This window comes from Geofilum sp. OHC36d9, from assembly GCF_052400685.1.
Taxonomy (GTDB): Bacteria; Bacteroidota; Bacteroidia; order Bacteroidales; family Marinilabiliaceae; genus CAZHHH01.
On the sequence record NZ_JBQTGJ010000017.1, the window covers coordinates 19,222 to 40,983 of the forward strand.

Sequence of the window (21,762 nt, forward strand, 5' to 3'; positions counted from 1 at the left end):
ACATCACTTATGAAATAATACTAAAGTTTCAATTAAAATGATAAAACAATGATTTACAAATATATATTGCCTGTTGTTGTATTGGCGGCACTTTTCAGTACGTCTTGCGATGATGAAAAAATGGATTGGGAAGAGCGTGATTCCAGTCAGAAAGTTACAGTGGCAGAAATTCCACTATCTACGATTGAAAAAATATCGCGCTATGAACCATTGAAAGAGTATACCGATATGCGCTTAGGTGCAGGTATTGATTTAACCATGTACATGGAGGATGCTATTTATGATAGCGTTGTAAATGAAAATTTTGACGAAGTAGTTCTGGGTTATCATATGAAACATGGCGCAATGGTAAACAGTAAGGGTGAAATAAACTTTGACAATGTTGATGCTTTTATTGCTAAAGCCAGGGACAACGGACTTAGTGTATATGGGCACACGCTTGTTTGGCATCAAAATCAAAATGCAAGTTATTTGAATAGTATCATTGCACCTGATGTTATTCCGGGTCCTGCAGGAAGCAGCCTGCTTGATGTCTCGGTGCTCAACGATAATTCTTATACGGGGTGGAATAAAGCCAATCCGGGTGATGGAATTCAAACGGTGGCCGAATCCGGGTTGGGAACTGGAGCCAGTGCAGTTCAGCTTATATCTGGTGCTACCGCTGCCAATGCTTGGGATTTGCAGTTAATTACGCCTGAAATACCTGTCATTGATGGGCATACTTATGAGGTGTCTTTTTATATTCGCTCTGATCAACCGGGTAAGGGGCGTATTTCATTTTCAGGACTTACAGATACTTATCCATGGATCGATTGGATGGACACCGGGAGTGCGACTGAAGCTTTTGAAACAAATGCCGTTTGGCAACAGGTTAAATTTAACCTGAGCAGTTTTTCTGCTTCAACTTTTCAAATCTCATTTGATTTAGGTTATTTACCAGGTGTTACTTATTACATTGATATTGAGAATCTAACTGTTATTGATTTAGATGCTGAACCTACGGTTGTTAATCTGATTAGCAATGGTGATTTTGAAAACGGAACACTTTCGCCCTGGAATGGATGGGGTAATAGTTCTACAAGGGAAGTTTCGGCAGAAGGTGATGGATATGGAGGAAATGGTTATGCAATGGTTTTGACTAATCCAACTCCTGCTTCAAATTATGAAGCCCAACAGGTATATACTTTTGATGCTCCATTGCAAAATGGGACTGAGTACTCCTGCTCGTTTATGATAAAAGCTTCCACTAATGCTATGTTGCAAGTACAAATTCAAAATGATGATTACAGTGGCGATTATTATGGTGGTATTGAAGTAGGAACTTCCTGGATGCTGGTAGAGAAAACAATCGTCCCTACCACGGATGATAAAACGAAGTTTATTTTTGATTTTGGCGAAACGGCTTGCACCTATTATATTGATAATATTGTGTTTGGATTGAAACCTGTAGCCGAAACAGCTCCTAAGTTAAAATCAGTTACTATTATTGAAAAAACGGATGAAGAGAAAGCTCAGATTATAGGCGAGGCCATGGATAGCTACATTATGCAAATGGTGACTCATTATAAGGATGATGTGCACGCCTGGGACGTTGTGAATGAGCCAATGAATGAAAATGGAACTGTGCGAGACGGGAATGTTTCAGAGCCGGCTGCAGATGAGTTTTACTGGCAGAAGTATCTAGGTCGGGACTACGCTGTTAGAGCCTTTAAATTAGCAAGAGATTATGGTAATTCTGAAGATATTTTGTTTATTAATGATTACAATCTTGAGTCAAATTTGACTAAATGTGATGGTTTGATTGAATATGTTAATTACATTGAAAGTCAGGGAGCCGAGGTCGATGGAATTGGTACTCAGATGCACCTCAGCATTAACACCAATAAAGATAATATTGTAGCAATGTTTGAAAAGCTGGCTGCCACAGGAAAAATGATTAAAGTAACAGAGTTTGACATTCAGGTGTCAACCGATGCGCCGTCGGCCGATCATTTCGAGAAGCAGGCTGAGATGTATCAGTTTGTTGTGGAATCTTACCTTTCTATAATTCCTGAAGATCAGCAGTATGGTATTAATGTATGGGGGATTAGTGATAATCCGGCTGAGCATGAAAATTGGATACCTGATGACGCACCAAATTTGTGGGATGCCAATTATGAGCGTAAGCTCTCATACAAAACGTTTGCTGATGGATTGGCAGGCAGGGATGTGAGCGAAGATTTTACTGGTGAATTGCAATACTAAAGATCTTTAGATGTCTTTTTAAAGGGCCGGTATATTTCCCGGCCCTTTTTTGTTACATCTCTGCAAGTTTCTATTTCAATTTAATGTTTGTCTTTTTATTGTGTATCACAAAATTCAATTATATTAAAATATAGCTGTTGTTAGTAATTCTGAAATCATTTGAGACAGAAAGCGACCTCAATACAACTTAAAATTTTTCGCCCTTTTATTAAAATCGGGTTTTACACAATTCTCTTTATTTCAAGTGGACATCTATGTTTAACTATTGACTGTTTCTGGTTCGTGCGCTATTCTTTACCATTTTCCTATTAGACGTTTTATTGCATTTATTGTAGCAAGTGATTGCAAAAAAATTCTTGTGGCAGATAAGAAAGCTTCATTTTTGAGGCTTGCGAAGCTTGAAAAATCTGAGTTTATTGGTATAAATGATCATTTTGAAAGCGAGCGTAGCGAAAAAAATGGAGTTTTATTGCTGACAATAGCTATGAAGTTAAAATTTATGCGACCTGTTCGGATTTTCAATTTTTATAAGTCCTCTTCCTCTATATTAAATTTTTACTCTCAAAACATTAATATTTCCTCTTTCTTCTATAAAATTCCCCTTTATAGCTATAAAATTCTACCAAATATAAGGTTTGTTGACATATTTTTACAAATACAAATTTTAGCATTTGACAACAAATTATAAGAGCAATTAAAGATTTCCATTCAATGCAGAGATTTCCAAATCCTGTCAAAATGTTAGAAAAATTAGTGGTTTATCAAATATGTATTATTTACTATTACCAAATCTATTTTCAATGAAAGAGATTCTACTATTAAAAAAGGTTTTTTGTACCTTTTTATTGTTAATGTCTGTGAATTTGGGACTCTTTTCTCAAAATATCACAGTAACCGGTAACGTTACCGACGCTTCGGGCGCCTCTCTTCCGGGTGTGAACATTGTATTGGAGGGTACTCAACAAGGTACTGTTTCTGATGTTGATGGTAATTATAGAATTGAAGTGCCTGCCGACGGTGTTCTGCAATTTAATTTTATAGGTTTTTCGGTCCAAAGCCTGCCTGTTAATCAGCAATCAGTGATTAATGTGACGCTTCAGGAAGATCTTATGAGTCTCGAAGAAGTGGTTGTGGTTGGTTATGGTACGCAGCGAAAAGAAGCTGTAACAGGATCGGTCGCTTCAGTTAAAGGTGATATCGTGCGTGAAGTACCGGCTTCAAACATTACACAGGCTTTGCAGGGACGTGTATCTGGTGTTGAAATGTCACAGACTTCCTCTAAACCAGGGGCTGAAATGCAAATTCGTATTCGGGGTACACGATCACTTAATGCAAGTAACGATCCATTGGTAGTACTCAATGGAATTCCTTTTGCCGGTTCTATAGGCGATATTAATCCTAACGACATTAAAAGTATCGATATTTTAAAAGACGCGTCTGCAACGGCTATCTATGGTTCGCGTGGTGCCAATGGCGTCATTTTAATAACTACTGAAAATGGCCGTAAAGGGCAAACTGCTCAGTTTACTTATAATGGCTACCATGGTTTGAAGACTCTTTTTGCGCGTTATCCAATGATGGATGGCCCTACATTTGCTGCAATGCGTGATGTGGCAGGGAAGTATGAAACTGACGGTTTAGATGAATCGCGAGATGTCAATACGGATTGGCAGGATTTGTTATATCGAAACGGGATGGTGACAAGTCACAACATTGGGGTTTCAGGTGGTACTGAAAAAGGTAATTATAATTTTGGCATAGGTTACTATAAAGATGAGGCTATATTACCTGGGCAGGATTTTGAACGTTATTCAATACGAGGGACTTTAGAACAGGAAATTGGTAAAATATTTAAAGTTGGATTCACGACTAACAGTAATTACTCTGTAAATAATGGCAATAACTTAAGTCTTTATTCAACCTTAAGTAATTCGCCTATTGCCAATCCTTACAATGAAGATGGGTCGTTGAAATCTATCATTGAAATGCCTGATGATAAAAGTTGGGTTTACACTGAGGAATCAATCGATAATCTTGGCGATAAATGGATTGATCAGACAAGGGCTTTTGGCTCTTATAATACTCTGTATGGTGAGGTTAAAATTCCAGGGGTCGAAGGATTGAAATATCGCATTAATATTGGTTTGAATTATCGACAAAGTAATAGTGGAAATTACACTGGAGTTGGCGTTTTTAGCGGTAACTTAGATAACCCATCTAGCGCTTCTATCAGTAATTCTCATAATATAAATTGGGCAATCGAAAATATGTTGACATACGATCGTACTTTTGCTCAAAAACATAATTTAAATATTGTCGCGTTGTATTCGGCTGAAGAGACCAAGTATAATAAGTCTCAGATTTCTGCAACTGATATTCCAGCTGATCATTTCCAGTTTTACAATTTGGGACAAGCACCAAGCACCAAAATAACTATAGATCCTGATAATCAGTTATACAGTGAGAGCGGTTTGATGTCATGGATGGGGCGTGCCATGTATTCATATGATAATCGCTATATGTTGAGCGTGACGTTGCGCTCCGACGGTTCATCTCGATTAGCTGAAGGGCATAAATGGCACACATATCCAGCTGTGTCTGCAGGCTGGAATATTAATAATGAGTCTTTTATGGAAAGCCTTACTGCTATCAATTCTTTAAAATTGCGTATCGGTTATGGTCAGACTTCTAACCAGTCGGTTGATCCATACAAAACTTTAGGTCTTATGAGCACTAGACCTTATAATTTTGGAGATACCTATTCTACCGGAGCCTATGTGTCTGAATTACCAAATGATAATTTGGGATGGGAATATTCGGAAACAATGAACTATGGTGTTGATTTTTCGCTGCTGAATCATCGTTTGTCGGGTACTTTTGAGTATTATGTTCAAAAGACCAATGATATTTTATTAAGTGTTAATTTGCCAAGTACATCAGGAGTTAGCAGTTATTACGCTAATATCGGAGAATCAGAGAATAAAGGATTTGAAGTGTCTCTTAATGGTGTAATTTTAGACGATGTAGATGGTTGGACATGGGAGGCAGGTGTTAATTTGTATGCAAATCGTAACAAGCTGCTTAAACTTGCTTCAGGGCAGATGACGGATGAAAGTAACTGGTGGTTTGTAGGTCATCCCATTGATGTTGTTTACGACCACAAAAAAATTGGAATTTGGCAAGAAGATGATCCCTATTTACTTGAACTGGAAGGGACCGCCGGCGAACCAGGTATGATAAAAGTTGAATATACAGGCGATTATGACGAAAATGGCGTTCCTACAAGACAAATTGGAGCTGATGACCGGCAAGTGATGAGTTTGGAGCCTGACTTCCAGGGTGGTTTTAATACTCGTGTGGCTTATAATAATTTTGATTTGAGCATTGTTGGATCTTTTAAAAGAGGTGGTACTCTAATTAGTAGTTTGTATTCATCTTCTGGGTATTTGAATATGCTCAGTGGCCGTAGAGGAAATGTAGATGTCGATTATTGGACGCCTCAAAATACGGGAGCTGATTATCCTGCCCCTGGTGGTCCTACCAGTGGTGATAATCCTAAATATGGAAGTACACTCGGATATTTTGACGCCTCATTTTTAAAAGTTCGCACCATTTCGCTTGGCTATAATTTTCATCAGGAATGGATGCAAAATATGGGTGTTGACAAATTTAGAATTTATTGTACCGTGCAGAATCCATTTGTTATTTTTTCACCATATAAAAGAGAATCGGGAATGGATCCTGAAACCAACTCATATGGTGATGAAAATGCAGCTGTATCATATAGTGAGAATTTGAAACGTTTACTGACTATTGGTACAAATACACCATCTACTCGAAACTATTTGATTGGTATTAATTTGACATTTTAAAAGAACGATAATGAAAAGAGGATATATTAACTTTATTATTGGAGCGGTTGTTTTGCTGAATTTGTCGGTAACATCATGCTCTGACGTGTTGGACGAAACGCCGCGCAGTATTTATGAGCCAAGTGCCTTTAAAACAGAAGAAGGGGTTATGGGAGGGTTAACTTCAATGTACGCCCATCTTCGTTATATTTATGGACAGGCCTACTATTATAACGCTTGTCAAACAGGTACCGATGAAGCTACTTATGCCCAAAGCGCGGACGGTAATTTTAAGGATCATGATCTCTCGGGTGTTGGAACCCTTACGGCTTCAACCAGTCGTTCGGATGTGTTGTGGGGAACTGCATTTTCTAACATAAATACGGCTAGCGGTATTATTGAAAATGCCGAAGTTGTAGGAACTATTTCGGATGCTTTAATCGCAGAAGCCCGTTTTTTTCGTGCATTCGACTATTTTTTGTTGGTGCAAACTTTTGGTGGCGTACCGTTGGATTTAGGAGCTGGTATTATGGAGTTCAATACTTCAACTTCAAGAACATCTGTTCGTAATACCGTACCTGAAGTATATACTATTGGTATATTCCCGGATTTGATAAAGGCTGTTGAAAATTTGCCAGAAGCGGGACGCGTAACAGGTGGTGTTACAAAAACTGCAGCACGTTTATTTTTAGCCAAAGCTTATCTGACATATGCATGGTGGTTAGAAAATCCAAATAATATTTCGACATACCCGGAGTGTGATCGGGTTGATCCGGATGGACATGATGCTTCATGGTACTTTCAACAGGCGTACGATATAGCTGTTGAAGCAATTGATAATCCTGGGACTTTTGGCTTGCAGGAGACGTTTTATGATGTTAACCTGGCACAGAATGATCGCAATAATGAAATTTTATTGTATGCCGATCATACTGAAGATAGTGAATATTATAATGGTGGTAGTCTTTCATATGGTAGTGGTTCAGCACCTGACAATTTTGCCGTTTGGATGATGACCTGGAATTACACAAATATTAGAAGTTCCGTTGATGAGACCTGGACGGATTTGAAGAGTTCTGTTCAGCGTGAAGCAGCTCAGGCCTACGGCCGTCCATGGACACGTATGTGCCCCACTATTGGTGTGATTGAAAATACTTTTGCCGATAAGGCTAATGATTCCCGTTATGACGGAACTTTTGTAACAAGTTATCGGGCAAACTGGCCCAAAGGTGGCGTTGACAATGATTATTTGTATAATGCTAATAATATGATTGTATATCCGGGAGACGCTATTTTAACGTTTTTAGATGAAGAACCTGCAACAACAATTGATTACTCAAATTCAGTTTACAAGAGTAATATTGGTGCAGGTGTATTACCTGGAAGATCCGATTATGTAATTTCTCCCCGTGGAATTAGTCGTTTAACATATCCTGGTTTATGGAAGTTGGGTTGTTACCGGACTGATAATGGCAATGGACTGGGGCAACCTAATGCCGCCAGTACGCGTCCCTTTAATATAGCTAAATTCTCAGAGTTATATTTTGTTGCAGCAGAAGCCGCAGTAAAAGGCGCATCAACTCAAGAGGGTAAAACGGCTGTTGATTTAATCAATATTATTCGTGCTCGTGCAGGGAAGTGGCGTTGGGATAATAATGGCAATTCGGAGAAAGTTGAAGACAGGAGTGCTGATATGATTGCTGCAACACCTTCTGTTATTACCATTGATTATATTCTCGCAGAACGTTCTCGAGAGTATTATGGCGAAGGATACCGTTGGTTTGACTTAGTTCGTACGCAAACATGGGCTGATTTGGCTGGTTTATATGAGATTTGCGGGTCTGGTCTCGGCGATCATACACCTGTTTCTTATTCTCGAACAATTGAAGATTATCACTATTTACGTCCTATTCCACAGGGTCAGTTAGACGCTTTGGAAATGACGGAACAAGAAAAGTATGATTATCAAAATCCGGGCTATCGGGATTTATAGAAAATGCTCTCAATTTTTAAAAAAGGAGTTGCATCTGCAACTCCTTTTTTAACTTATTAAATTCACTCATTTGTTGTCGCTTATTTTGTGTGAAAATTAAAATTTATTTGCAGTATTAAGATATTCTTTATTCTAAGTGTTTATGTTTTCTATTTATCGTCATTTATGTTTACTTTTTGTCTTTTTATGGTTGTTTGAAGTTTCACCTGCTCAACTTTATTTGCCTGTTTTAGTGTCTGACCATATGGTCTTGCAACGGAATGACAGCGTTAACATCTGGGGCTGGAGTAAGGCCGGTGATAAAGTCTCTCTTGACTTTCGAAACAGGCAGTATGATTCGGTTGCCGATTCCAGCGGAAGATGGTGTGTCGGGTTAACAACTGGTGATGCCGGAGGTCCTTATAAAATGACCATTTTTTCCGCTGATTCAACCATCATTCTTAATGATATTTTATTGGGCGATGTGTGGTTGTGTTCCGGTCAGTCGAATATGGAGTTGCCCATCAGACGGGTGTTACCGTTGTATAAAGAAGAGATGTCGAAGGCCGAAAATGCTGAGATTAGGTATTTTGAAGTTCCCAAAACATATAATTTTAAGAGCGCTCAAAAACGATTAGACGGGGGACGTTGGCAAAAAGTAACGCCGGAGTCCGTACTTTCATTTTCGGCGGTTGCCTATTTTTTTGCTGCAGAACTTAATACTAAATACAAAGTTCCAATTGGAATTATTAATGCCAGCCTGGGAGGATCTCCGGTCGAAGCCTGGATGAGTGAAACTTCTTTAAAGTCGTTTCCGCCTTATTATGATGAAATGCAAAGGTTTAAAAGCGATTCTTTGATTGAAGTCATTGAGGCAGAAAATCAATCCAATAGAGATGATTGGTACCGCCAGTTAAACGCTTCTGATCCCGGTGTTTTGGCAACACCTTCCTGGTGGTCCGAAGCTATTAATGATTCAGACTGGTCTTCATATACTGTGCCGGGTTATTGGAACATTGCTAATGAAAAGGCCGGAAATGGATCAGCCTGGTTTCGTAAAATTTTTGAATGGCCTGATAGTCTCTTAGGTTCCGAAGCTTTTTTAAACCTGGGGCGCATTATCGATGCCGATTCGGTAATTATTAATGGCTGTTTTATAGGGAGTACCTCCTATCAGTATCCTCCACGCTGGTATCACATACCTAAAGATGTGTTAAAAGCGGGTAAAAATGTAATTGTTGTGCGCATCATTAATGAAAATGGTTCTGGTGGTTTTGTGCCCGATAAGCCTTACGAAATAACTGCCGGTAATTTTTCGGTTAATTTAACCGGTGAATGGCATTGGAAAATGGGAGCTGTTATGGCACCGGCCAAACCGCAAACGTTTATCCGATGGAAACCCGGGGGGTTGTTTAATGCGATGATTGCTCCTTTGGTTGCTTATACTATCAAAGGCACTCTTTGGTATCAAGGCGAATCAAATGTGGGACAGGCCAATGATTATAGTCAATTGTTTCCGACAATGATAACGAACTGGAGAAGTTGCTGGAGACAAGGTGACTTTCCTTTTTTGTATGTGCAGCTGGCCAATTTGAATAAAGCGTGTGCGGAACCTTGTGAGAGTGACCTTGCTCAATTGCGGGAGGCACAAGCATCGGCTCTTGCACTTCCAAATACGGCTATGGCTGTGACATATGATATTGGTGAATGGAATGATATTCATCCATTAAATAAAAAGGAAGTCGGGCATCGTTTGGCGCTGGCGGCTCAAAAGGTGGCCTACCACGAAGATGTTGTTTATTCCGGACCGCAATTTGAGTCTATTACAGTTGTCGGCCATAAATGTACCGTATCCTTTAGTCATGCCGAAAACGGATTGAAGTGTGAAGGTAAGGACCTGACCGGATTTGCCGTGGCAGGAAGAGATGGAAAGTGGATGTGGGCCAATGCTGCAATTAAAGGCTGTAAGGTTGAAGTATGGAATGATGATGTACCTGATCCCGTAAAAGTAAGATATGCATGGGCCGATAATCCCCAAAATGCACGGTTATTTAATGTTGATGGTTTGCCGGCAATCCCATTTGAAGCTATTATCGCACCTTTTTAATATCGGGATGTATCAATCGTACATAATAACGATGTTATTCTCGCGATAAGTTATACTTTTATTGTGATTTTTAGGTGATTATCTATTGAAAAAATTAATTATTATCGTTATGCAAATAGGAATTACACTTCGAAAGGCTAATATTTTAAAGCCGGCTCCGGTCATTCTTTATTTTTTGGTTGGTGCATTTTGGTTGGCAGGTTGTTCTCAGCCAAAATTACCTTATCAGGATACGTCACTTACATTTGAGGAGCGTGCCGCAGATTTGGTGTCGCGTATGACAGTGGAAGAAAAAGTGTCGCAGATGCTTGATGAGGCACCGGCGATTGAACGATTAGGGGTTTCTGAGTACAACTGGTGGAATGAATGCCTGCATGGCGTGGGCCGCGCAGGATTAGCCACTGTTTTTCCGCAGGCCATTGGAATGGCAGCCATGTGGGACGAAGATCAGATGTTGCAGGTAGCTACAGCCATTTCTGATGAGGCTAGAGCCAAACATAGCGAATTTGAAGCAAAAGGTGAACGTGGGCGTTATCAAGGATTGACTTTTTGGACGCCAAATATTAATATTTTCAGGGATCCCCGGTGGGGACGGGGTATGGAAACTTATGGTGAAGACCCGTATCTGGTCGGCGAATTGGCCGTTAATTTTATTAAAGGTCTACAGGGTAACGATGAGAAGTATCTGAAAGTTGTGGCTACTGCCAAACATTTCGTGGTGCACAGTGGACCCGAACCCGACCGTCATAAATTTAATGCCACTCCGTCTGATTATGATTTGGTTGAGACCTATTTGCCGCATTTTAAGAAAACGGTTGAAGAGGCCCATGTTTATTCGGTTATGTGTGCCTATAATCGTCTGAATGGTCAGCCCTGTTGCGGGAGTGAATTTCTGGACAATCTTCTTAGAGTGGATTGGGGTTTTCAGGGGTATGTGGTTTCCGATTGTGGCGCTATACGTGATTTTTACCATCCCGGCGACCATGAAGTTGCAGCAGATGCTGCCGAGGCTTCTGCCATGGCAGTGAAAGGAGGCACTGACCTTAATTGCGGCAATTCTTATAAAGGTTTAATTGAAGCTTTAAATAAAGGTTTAATTTCTGAGGCAGAGATTGATCAGTCTGTTAAGCGTTTGATGCTGGCACGAATGAAGTTGGGCATGTTTGATCCGCCTGCCATGGTTCCCTATAACTCTATTCCTTATTCGGTGGTTGATAGTCGCGAAAATGCCGAACTGGCGCTCAAAACAGCCCAAAAGTCCATTGTGTTGCTTAAAAATGAGAATCAGATACTTCCTCTTGACAAGCAGATGGTTAAAAAAGTGGCTGTAATAGGTCCTAATGCTAATAATGAGGCCGTTTTATTAGGTAATTATAATGGTTTTCCATCTGACCCTAAAACTCCTTTTAATGGTATTGCGGAGAAGTTACCGATGGCCGAAGTTCAATATGCGTTAGGTACTTCCTGGGCCGAAGGCTATCCTTATCTTGAACCCGTGGCATCAAAGTATCTGTTTACGGATGAATCGTTGTCGCAAAACGGGTTGAAGAGTGAATACTTTAATCGTGAGGATTTTACGGGTGCTCCTGATTTTACGGGTGTTGATGAGAGTTTGAATTTTGTGTGGTGGGATAAGGAACCTAAGCCGGGCATCGACAACAAGCTGTTTTCAGCTCGCTGGACGGGTGTTTTGGTACCACCTGTTACCGGTAATTATCAACTCGGGGGTGACGGGTTTCCTGATTATGCCTTTTATTTAAATGATAGCTTACTGGCCGGAAGAAGTCAGGTTCATCATCCCGGTACTAAATATAAGGGTGTGTATCTGGAAGCCGGCAAGTTATACAATGTTAGGTTTGAATTTCATCAGCGTCAAATGATGCGTCCAATGGCAAATATCAGATGGGAAATACCTGGCTTTGATCGTGAAAAGGAAGCCTTACATTTGGCGGCCACTTCTGATGTTATTGTTCTTTGCATGGGCTTAAGCCCATTGCTCGAAGGAGAAGAAATGGATGTGCATGTGCCGGGTTTTGCCGGGGGCGATCGTACCGATATTGCATTGCCTAAAATACAGTCTGATTTCATAAAATCAGTGATGGCGCTTAACAAGCCAACTGTTTTGGTTCTGATTAACGGGAGTCCGTTGGCATTTAATTGGGAAGCTGAGAATATCCCGGCCATCCTTGAAGCCTGGTACCCCGGACAGGCCGGTGGACGAGCCATTGCAGATGTGCTTTTTGGCGATTATAACCCGGCGGGTCGATTGCCTTTGACATATTATAAATCGGTGAAGCAGTTGCCTGCCTTTGACGATTACAGTATGAAAGGTCGTTCATACAGATATTTTGAAGGCGAATCTTTGTATGAGTTTGGATTTGGTTTGAGCTACACCACTTTTGAATATTCTAATTTGCAGATGCTTAACGAAATTATGGCCGACGATTCGTTGGTTGTTAGTGTTGACGTAACCAATACCGGTCGTATGGATGGCGAAGAAGTGGTTCAATTGTATTTGAGTCATCCTGATAATGAATATGCGCCAATTCGCAGTCTGCAAGGTTTCAAAAGGGTTTTTCTGAAGAGAGGGGAAACAAAAACGATTGTCTTTAAGTTGGCTCCCTCACAATTGTCGCTATATCATCCTGAGTATGGTAAAGTGGTTTATGCTGGCCCGGTTGACTTATATGTTGGCAGTGCCCAGCCCAGTTCAGTCCGACTAAAAAATGAAGCTGTATTGACCGGTCGCGTTAAAGTTGTTGGTGAACTTATTTGTCAATAAGATAAAAGGGAATGATTTTGCTGAAATTTAAAGAAGATAATTTGTGAAAAGTAATGTTTTTTTGTTTGTGACAGTACTACTGTTACTCGCATTCGACACCGTTGCAGAGACGGGTGAGAAGTTGTGGTTGCGTTATGCGACGCTTGATGACAGCCGAAAGACAGAGTTTGTCTCAACCATTGAGACGTTGGTGATGAATGAATCGGGCCCTGTCATGATGGCTGCTGCCGATGAGGTGCAGAGGGCTTGCGAAGGCTTGATTGGAACGAGGCTACCTAAAGTTTCTGACCTGACGAAGAACGCTCTCATTTTGGTAACTTCTAAAAGTCCATTAATCAACAAATTAAATTTGGCAGATGACGTTAAGGATTTGGGCCGTGAGAGTTACATTATTAAAACCATACAGGTAAAGGGCCGGCATTATATGGTGGTGGCAGGTAGCAGCGAGGCCGGGGTGTTGTATGGCACGTTCGAACTTCTTCGGATGATTCAGACCGGTGCTTCTTTAAAAGATGTTAACGTTGTTGAGGCACCAAAATATCAATTAAGAGTTCTTAATCATTGGGATAATTTGGATGGCACGGTTGAACGCGGGTATGCAGGTTATTCTATATGGTGGAATCGTACAGAACCATTTGATCAATTGAAACGGAAATATATCGACTATGCCCGTGCCAATGCTTCGGTAGGTATAAATGGGGCTGTTTTAAATAATGTGAATGCCAATCCGCAGGTGCTTACCGATGGGTATATCCGCCAGTTTGCGCGTATTGCCGATGTCCTGCGACCTTATAATATTAAGGTTTATATGTCAATAAATTTTTCATCACCGGTTATTTTGGGCGGATTACAGACTTCCGATCCTTTAAATGAAAAGGTAATAGAATGGTGGAAAATGAAGGTGGCGGAGATCTATAAAATAATCCCGGATTTTGGTGGGTTTTTGGTAAAAGCGAATTCCGAAGGTCAGCCTGGTCCTCAAGACTTTGGCCGAACACATGCCGACGGAGCCAATATGCTGGCCAGGGTTTTAAAACCCTATGAGGGGGTTGTTATGTGGCGGGCATTTGTTTATGCCGCAGGACATGATGATCGTGCCGGACAGGCTTATTCTGAGTTTGTGCCTCTCGACAGTGCTTTTGACGACAATGTGATTATTCAGGTTAAGAATGGCCCCATTGATTTTCAGCCACGCGAGCCTTTTAGTCCGATGTTTGGAGCGATGCAAAATGCATCAGTAATGCTCGAATTTCAGATAACCCAGGAGTATCTTGGGTTTTCAACACACCTGGCCTACCTGTCAACCATGTGGAAGGAGACGCTGGATGCTGATACCTATGCTAAAGGGACCGGCTCAACAGTGGCTAAAGCAACTGACGGAACCTTGTTTAACCATACTTTATCTGCGATTGCCGGAGTGTCTAATATTGGCCGGGATGTTAACTGGACAGGGCATCATTTTGCGCAGGCTAACTGGTATGCATTTGGTCGTTTATCATGGAATCATCAGCTTTCATCTGATCAGATTGCGCGAGAATGGGTGATTCAAACTTTTACTGAAGATCCGGATTTTGTTGACCCGGTGGTTGAAGTAATGATGCGTTCGCGAGAGGCTGTGGTTAACTATATGACCCCGTTGGGGTTACATCATCTTATGGGATGGAATCATCATCACGGACCTGAACCCTGGTGCACCGTTGAAGGGGCTCGTCCTGATTGGTTGCCCAGTTATTATCACCGTGCTTCCGAAGATGGAATCGGCTTTGACCGGTCATCAACAGGAAGTAATTCGGTGAATCAGTATTTCAGTCCGGTGAAGGATCTTTATAATAATGTTTCCACATGTCCGGAGAATTTGCTGCTTTGGTTTCACCATCTCCCATGGGATTATAGGATGCATAATGGGCAAACGCTTTGGAATGAACTTGTTTATAAATATTACGATGGAGTTGGCGAAGTTCGTTATTTTCAGAAAGAGTGGGATCGTTTGGAAGGTTATGTTGACCATCAGCGTTTTAGTGATGTACAATATAAGCTAAAGTTACAAACTCGTGAAGCTATTTGGTGGCGGGATGCTTGTGTGCTTTATTTTCAGACATTTTCAAAACGACCCATTCCCGCAGAGTTGGAGCGGCCAATTTACGATTTGGAGGAACTGAAAGAAATTAAGTTTGAAATGACAAACCATAATTGATTTAATGATGAATACGATGACTATACGATTTAAATTTATTTTGTACACTGGTGTTTTTATGTTGCTAATATTTGGTGGGTGTCAGTCAAAACCAAAACAAATGTTTACAACGGTTACTATAGAGAATCCGGTATTGCCTGGTTTTTATCCTGATCCCAGCGTATGTAAAGGTGCTGATGGTTATTACCTGGTGAATTCTACGTTTGGCTATTACCCAGGTATTCCGGTATTTTACAGTCCTGATTTGGTTCAATGGCAACAAGTGGGCAATGTGTTGAATCGTCCGGGGCAGTTGAAACTCGATGGTTTGGATGTATCGCATGATGGGGTTTATGCCCCCAGTATTGATTATCATGATGGTTTGTATTATGTGGCTTGCACCGAGGTTCGCGGAAGAGGAAATTTTATTGTCACAGCCGGAAATCCTGCCGGCTCATGGTCTGACCCGCACTGGATTCCAGTGAGTGGTATTGATCCGTCGCTTTTTTTTGACGATAATGATCGTCTTTTTATGGTTTTTAACAGCGAACCGCCCAATAATGAGTCGCTTTACAGTGGGCATCGAACCATTCGAATGGTTGAGATAGATAAGAATACCTTGACTTTGTTGGGCAACGAAAAAATTCTTATAAACGGAGGGGTTGATCTCACGCAGAAGCCTGCCTGGATTGAAGGTCCACACCTTTATAAAAAGGATGGGTATTATTATTTATGTGCAGCGGAGGGCGGCACCGGTGTTGACCATCGACAGGTGATATTTCGAAGCAATAAGGTTGATGGGCCATTTGTACCATGGGAAAAGAATCCGATTTTAACCCAACGTCATTTGGACGCTGGCAGAAAAAATCCTGTGACTTCGACGGGGCATGCCGATTTGATTCAGGATTTACAAGGTAATTGGTGGGCCGTATTTCTGGCTTGTCGGCCTTATGACGGTAATCATTATAATTTGGGCCGTGAAACTTTTATGGCGCCGGTGGAGTGGGAGGATGGCTGGCCACTCATTAATCCCAATGCTGATGAGGTGCAGCTGCACTATCAATTTACAGCTGCCTTGCCGCAATCCGAGGATATTAACAATAGGAATGGACTCATGGCTATGCGCGATGAATTTACCAATACAACGCTCGATTTGTATTGGCTGATGATACGTACACCCTATGAACAATGGTTTGATATCGATACCATCGATGGAGGTCGGTTGTTGTTACAGTTACGGCCTTACAGTTTCTTGACAGATGGAAATCCTTCTTTTATTGGGCGTCGGCAACAGCACCTGAAGAGTTCGGCATCCGTGTCAATGTCTTTTACGCCGAAATCATCTGACGAAAAAGCCGGTTTAATGGTTTTTCAGAATACTGGTAATTTTTATTTTCTCTGTCAATCGCTTGATAATGATGTGAATGTTATTCAGTTGTACAGTTCAACCAAGGAAGGCGGTTTGAAATTGTTAGATACCACACCAATGCCAAAGCAGCATAATAGTTTGTTTCTTAAAATTGCTTCAGATCGGGATGTTTATCGCTGCTACTATTCAAATAACGATTCTGTCTGGAATCAAATCGGTCAAAATCTGGACGCCCGTTTACTTAGTACCCAAACGGCAGGTGGTTTTACGGGTTGTTTATACGGAATGTTTGCAACCACAATAAACGATCGGATCTCATCAACACAAGCGCAATATAATTGGTTTGAATATTTGGGAAATGATTGAATATTGAAACATCAATCATTGATTTTTTAATTGATTATATGGTGATTCATTCTCAGTTCTATTTTTTTTCAATCTATTAAGGCTCATTTTGCTGTTTATTATTGTTATCGTTTTCAATATTTTTATATTTGTTACTCAGTGATTGCCCGAAAATTCTGTTGGCAGATATGGAAGCTTCATTTTTGAGGTTTTTATACGTAAATAATTTGTTTTTAACAGGTCGCATGGAATTTACATGTCCAATGTCCATTATTATTTGCGTTTTTTTGCAGGCAGGATTGTTTCGATGCTCGGAAGATATGGGTTTACTATTGTAAATGACCATTTTGAAGGGGAGAGTAACGAAAAAAATGGAGTTTTTTTGCTGACACTACTAATTGAGAATTACATTTTAAAACTATTTGGACAATGTCAAGCATGAACGATGTTGCGAAGAAAGCTGGTGTTTCTATCGTCACAGTTTCCCGAGTGATCAATAATAATAATAATGTAAATGATGAAACCAGGAAACGAGTGCTCAAGGTTATTAAGGAATTGAAGTATCAGCCAAACCGGGTTGCTAAACGATTGAGATCAAAAACTTTATCGGGTAATTTATTAGGCGTTTTAGTGCCTGATATTCAAAATCCGTTTTATGTAGATGTATTGAGAGGTATTGAGGATGTTGTTTATACACATAACTATGCTATTATTATGTGTAATTTTAGTCAGGATGAAAAAAAGGAGGAAATGTACTTGGATATACTCCAATCCGAGTCCGTTGACGGTCTCATTGTAGCACCGGTAAGAGAAGATGACAAGAAGGTTATTGAGTTATTGAAAAGTGGACTCCCTATGGTTTGTGTCGATCGCGGGCTTGGGAATGTTGATGTTGATGTGGTGCTGGTTAATAATCAGCGAGGGGCATTTATGGCCGTAGAACATCTTTTGAAGTTGGGGTACAAACGTATTGCCTATATATCTGGTAAACCAGAAATTCCTTCAAGTCGCTATCGCGAACTTGGTTATATTGAGGCTTTGGAAAAGTTCGGTATACCCATCGACAGAGAGTATATAAAATATGGTGATTCAAAACATGAAAGTGGAATTTTGCTGTGTGAAGAGTTACTTTCCTTGGCAAAACCGCCTGATGCTATCTTTACCGGTAATAATCTGATTACCCTTGGGGCTTTGGAAACAATACATCGGAGAGGATTGATAATTCCTGATGACGTAGCAATTGTTGGTTTTGATGATATGTATTGGTCCAATTCGCTTAATCCACCTTTAACTGCTGTTCGTCAACCTGCTTATGAGATTGGGAAACGAGCCGCAGAATTACTTATTCAGCGTATAAGTGACCCAACTCGCCCTGCTATTCAAATGACACTTAATACACAACTGATGGTGAGAAAATCATGTTAATTTGGTAGAGAAATAATTATTATCAAAAAAAATATAACTTGAAGATTATGTTTCCTCTAAAATGTAGGTGCATAATCTTTTTTTTGTTGACATAATTTAAGAAATGAATAGTTTTATCTTAAAATTACTTGCATTATTGAAAACGATTTCATTACATTTGTATATAAGCTTTTATTATTTATTGTGTTTTGTCTTAATTTTTGAGCCTTTGTTAATAGCTTATAATGATATTTATTAGGATTATTTCATCGTTTATTATATGACAGATTATGCTGTGATAAAGTTTAGAACTTTGTTTATTTGTTAAATATTGATATATATTTTCACTCTTATGATAACGTTATCATTTTGACGATAAGGAAAAATACAGAAGCAGAAAAATAATGATGCGAGAATTAATATTTTATAATCCGGGAAAAGTAATTATTGGATTAGGCGTTATTAAACGTTTTATTACTGATTGTAACGAAAAAGGAATTGAACGACTCTTTATATTCACTATTGAACCTCTTAAGGCTAAATTGAACGGGTTTTCTCAAGCGCTAGAGGCGTCAGGGATTCATTGTTATTTTGATTATTCTATTACAAAGGAACCTGTTTTTCAGGATCTTGATAGTTTGCTTACTAAAATTCAAAAGTATGGTCCACAGGGAATTGTAGGAATAGGGGGTGGAAGCGTAATGGATACCGCTAAGCTTTTATCGGTTTTGTATAAAAGTGATCAGACGTGGGATGAGGTAATAGGAATGGGAATGGTTAAAAGACGTAATGTATGGCTGGTTTGCATTCCTACAACTTCGGGAACTGGTAGTGAGGTTTCTCCAAATGCTATTTTTTTGGATTTAAGAGATGGTGGGAAAAAAGGTGTTATAAGTCCATTTTTGGTGCCTGATGCCGCTTATGTAGATCCTGAATTGACCATTGAACTTCCACCCATTGTTACAGCCAGTACCGGTATCGATGCCTTAACGCACTGTATTGAGGCATATATGAATAAGTTTGCTCATCCAATGACCGATTTGTTGGCACTTGAGGGTATTAAACTCATTGCATCGTCGCTACCTATTGCTTGTATTGATGGCCTTAATATCGAAGCTCGAAGTAATGTTGCTCTGGGTAGTCTTTATGGAGGTATGTGTTTGGGTCCCGTCAATACGGCAGCTGTTCATGCATTGGCTTACCCTTTAGGGAGCATGTTTGGCATGGCTCATGGATTAGCAAATGCGTTGATGTTACCATACGTCATGGCGTTTAATGTGGCTATGGCCCCCGCGCGATTTGCCGATGTCGCGATGGCACTTGGTGTGGAGAAGACCGGGGACGATGTCGCCATAGCTGATAAAGGTATAATCTTTTTACGACGTTTTTTGCAACGATGCGGCATTGAAGGCGGACTTTCCTCTTTTGACATTCCAGAAGATTCTATTCCTGAAATGGCGGTAGAAGCACTAAAAGTACAACGTTTACTGAATAATAATTTGCGTGAAGTAACTCTTGGTGATGCAATAAATATATATAAAAGAGCTTTTGATGGATTATAGAAAAATATATAACGGCGTGATTGTGCCTATGGTTACCCCCATAGGTTCATCCGGGAAAATTGATGAACCAGCGGTTGAAAAGATCATTAGGTCATTTATTCAGACGCGGGTTAGCCCCTTTATTTTGGGATCAACAGGAGAGGCTCCTTCTTTATCGGTAATCCAAAAACGTGGTTTAGTTGAAGCATCTGTAAAAGCAATTAAAAAACAAAGTCTTTTATTCGTTGGTATATCCGGCAACTGTCTGTCTGAAAGTATTGCTGATGGACAGTTATTTGCTGAGATGGGAGCTGATATTTTAGTGGCGACGCCTCCAGCGTATTATCCTATGACCAATAATCAGATGATTGCCTATTTTTCAGCGTTGGCTGATGCCTTGCCTAAACCCCTGATCCTTTATAATATGCCGGCAATGACCAAACACAATATCCCTGTCGAGGTGGTTGAAGTTCTTAGTCGTCATGAGAATATTGTGGGTTTGAAGGACTCAGAAAGAGATGAACAACGGCTTGAAATTTTAATTAGCAAGTTTAAAAACAGAACCGATTTTGTTTATTTGCTGGGTTGGGCTGCAATGTCCGTTAAGGCACTTACTTTGGGCGCTTCAGGTATCGTTCCCAGTACGGGAAATATAGTGCCTGTTTTGTACAGGGAATTGGTTGATTCGCTACAAAAAGGTGATAAAATTAATGCAGACAGGTTGCAACATCTCACAAATAATATTTCCAGGCTATATCAGGAGGGGAGGGTTTTGAGTGAGTCAATTCCGGCTCTCAAGGCTTTGATGTCATTAAAAGGATTATGTGGAAAGGAAGTGGTACCTCCAATGTATAGAATGAAAGAAGACGAAGAACAGCTTTATCTAAAGGAGATGAATGCGACGTTAAAAGAATTGAATGTTTTGTGATATGAAGAGTCTAAAACCAATATTGGCCATTACAATGGGAGATGCTGCCGGAATAGGGCCTGAAATTGCAGCAAAAGCGTTTGCCAATGCGGCTGTTTTGGATATATGTCGTCCTCTTCTTATTGGGAATGTTTTATTGATGAAAAAGACTTTGAAATTAACTGGTCTTCATTTAAAAATTAATGGTATTACAGATGTTAGCAAGGCGATGTTTATCCACGGAACAATGGATGTATATGAAATTTGTCCGGATAATGATGGTGTCGCAGAAATTTTACCAGGTGTTGTGTCCCCAATTGCTGGCAGACTGGCTTTTATGTGTGTTAAAAAAGCGATTGATCTGGCATTAAATAAAGACGTCGATGGCACTGTAACGTGCCCTGTTAATAAAGAATCGATTCATGCTGCGGGTTATTCTTTTTCAGGGCACACCGAAATTTATGCACACTATACCAATACCAAGAAGTATGGGATGTTACTGGCCGATGAAAATTTGCGAGTGGTTCATGTTAGTACGCATGTTTCAATGCGACAAGCTTGTGATTTGGTAAAAAAAGACAGAATTATTGAGGTGATTTTATTATTGAATGATGCACTTCGGCAACTGGGTTTTACGCATCCTCGAATCGGAGTGGCTGGCTTAAATCCTCATAGCAGTGATGGTGGTTTGTTTGGTAACGAAGAGGCGCTTGAAATTAGTCCTGCTATTGAGATCGCTAAAAAGAAAGGATTAAATGTTGAAGGCCCGGTTCCGCCCGACTCTCTGTTTGCGTTGGCTAATGGTGGCCGTTTTGACGGCTGTGTGGCGATGTATCATGATCAAGGGCATATCCCTTTTAAAGTTTTGGGTTTTCAGTGGGATAAAAGTACTAAAGCAATGAAAAGTGTTAAAGGGGTTAATATCACATTAGGGTTGCCAATAATCCGAACCTCTGTGGATCACGGTACGGCCTTTGAAATAGCAGGACAAGGAAAAGCCAGTCCTGAGGCATTGATTTTGGCTATAAATTATGCAATTAAGTTATACAATAATAAACTGAAATAAG

At 40.2% G+C, this 21,762-nt stretch carries 12 protein-coding genes; all 12 read left to right on the forward strand.

The genetic code is table 11. The features are described 5' to 3' along the window. Positions 1-48 precede the first annotated feature (48 nt). The 12 genes from ACT3CD_RS14005 to pdxA all read left to right on the forward strand — a co-directional run bounded on the left by ACT3CD_RS14005 (position 49) and on the right by pdxA (position 21,761). Entirely contained in the window at positions 49-2,244 is a 2,196-nt protein-coding gene (locus ACT3CD_RS14005) for an endo-1,4-beta-xylanase (protein ID WP_444646269.1), read from the forward strand. 358 nt (positions 2,245-2,602) lie between these two features. After that, positions 2,603-2,932, forward strand: a complete 330-nt coding sequence (locus ACT3CD_RS14010) for a hypothetical protein (RefSeq protein WP_444646270.1) — start codon at positions 2,603-2,605, stop codon at positions 2,930-2,932. 112 nt (positions 2,933-3,044) lie between these two features. Next, the gene (locus tag ACT3CD_RS14015) at positions 3,045-6,116 is read left to right on the forward strand and encodes a SusC/RagA family TonB-linked outer membrane protein (protein WP_444646271.1); all 3,072 of its coding nucleotides are present in this window, start codon (positions 3,045-3,047) and stop codon (positions 6,114-6,116) included. A gap of 10 nt (positions 6,117-6,126) precedes the next feature. Next, positions 6,127-8,088, forward strand: a complete 1,962-nt coding sequence (locus tag ACT3CD_RS14020) for a RagB/SusD family nutrient uptake outer membrane protein (RefSeq protein ID WP_444646272.1) — start codon at positions 6,127-6,129, stop codon at positions 8,086-8,088. A gap of 142 nt (positions 8,089-8,230) precedes the next feature. Beyond that, complete coding sequence (locus ACT3CD_RS14025; RefSeq protein WP_444646273.1) at positions 8,231-10,174, forward strand: sialate O-acetylesterase; 1,944 nt, start codon at positions 8,231-8,233, stop codon at positions 10,172-10,174. Positions 10,175-10,283: 109 nt separating this feature from the next. Then, a complete protein-coding gene (locus tag ACT3CD_RS14030) occupies positions 10,284-12,956 on the forward strand; it encodes a glycoside hydrolase family 3 C-terminal domain-containing protein (protein ID WP_444646274.1) in 2,673 nt (890 codons plus the stop codon). Positions 12,957-12,999: 43 nt separating this feature from the next. Beyond that, positions 13,000-15,150 (forward strand): alpha-glucuronidase family glycosyl hydrolase, encoded by a 2,151-nt coding sequence (locus tag ACT3CD_RS14035; protein WP_444646275.1) that lies wholly within the window; start codon positions 13,000-13,002, stop codon positions 15,148-15,150. A 100-nt stretch (positions 15,151-15,250) separates the two neighbouring features. After that, entirely contained in the window at positions 15,251-16,864 is a 1,614-nt protein-coding gene (locus tag ACT3CD_RS14040) for a glycoside hydrolase family 43 protein (RefSeq protein WP_444646276.1), read from the forward strand. Positions 16,865-17,272: 408 nt separating this feature from the next. Next, positions 17,273-18,268, forward strand: a complete 996-nt coding sequence (locus tag ACT3CD_RS14045) for a LacI family DNA-binding transcriptional regulator (RefSeq protein WP_444646277.1) — start codon at positions 17,273-17,275, stop codon at positions 18,266-18,268. 383 nt (positions 18,269-18,651) lie between these two features. After that, on the forward strand, positions 18,652-19,809 hold the full coding sequence (locus ACT3CD_RS14050; protein ID WP_444646278.1) for an iron-containing alcohol dehydrogenase: 1,158 nt from the start codon (positions 18,652-18,654) through the stop codon (positions 19,807-19,809). Further along, positions 19,799-20,716, forward strand: coding sequence for a dihydrodipicolinate synthase family protein (locus tag ACT3CD_RS14055; RefSeq protein ID WP_444646279.1), 918 nt, complete (start codon positions 19,799-19,801; stop codon positions 20,714-20,716). The genes ACT3CD_RS14050 and ACT3CD_RS14055 overlap by 11 nt, the downstream gene beginning before the upstream one ends. A gap of 1 nt (position 20,717) precedes the next feature. Next, a complete protein-coding gene (gene pdxA / locus ACT3CD_RS14060; protein WP_444646280.1) occupies positions 20,718-21,761 on the forward strand; it encodes a 4-hydroxythreonine-4-phosphate dehydrogenase PdxA in 1,044 nt (347 codons plus the stop codon). Position 21,762 lies beyond the last annotated feature (1 nt).

Excerpts from the sequence above, each read along its gene's own strand:
- ACT3CD_RS14025 (WP_444646273.1), top strand. The coding sequence starts at position 8,231 with ATGTTTTCTATTTATCGTCATTTATGTTTACTTTTTGTCTTTTTATGG.
- ACT3CD_RS14005 (WP_444646269.1), top strand. The coding sequence starts at position 49 with ATGATTTACAAATATATATTGCCTGTTGTTGTATTGGCGGCACTTTTC.
- ACT3CD_RS14055 (WP_444646279.1), top strand. The coding sequence starts at position 19,799 with ATGGATTATAGAAAAATATATAACGGCGTGATTGTGCCTATGGTTACC.
- ACT3CD_RS14045 (WP_444646277.1), top strand. The coding sequence starts at position 17,273 with ATGTCAAGCATGAACGATGTTGCGAAGAAAGCTGGTGTTTCTATCGTC.
- ACT3CD_RS14020 (WP_444646272.1), top strand. The coding sequence starts at position 6,127 with ATGAAAAGAGGATATATTAACTTTATTATTGGAGCGGTTGTTTTGCTG.
- pdxA (WP_444646280.1), top strand. The coding sequence starts at position 20,718 with ATGAAGAGTCTAAAACCAATATTGGCCATTACAATGGGAGATGCTGCC.
- ACT3CD_RS14030 (WP_444646274.1), top strand. The coding sequence starts at position 10,284 with ATGCAAATAGGAATTACACTTCGAAAGGCTAATATTTTAAAGCCGGCT.
- ACT3CD_RS14050 (WP_444646278.1), top strand. The coding sequence starts at position 18,652 with ATGATGCGAGAATTAATATTTTATAATCCGGGAAAAGTAATTATTGGA.
- ACT3CD_RS14040 (WP_444646276.1), top strand. The coding sequence starts at position 15,251 with ATGTTTACAACGGTTACTATAGAGAATCCGGTATTGCCTGGTTTTTAT.
- ACT3CD_RS14015 (WP_444646271.1), top strand. The coding sequence starts at position 3,045 with ATGAAAGAGATTCTACTATTAAAAAAGGTTTTTTGTACCTTTTTATTG.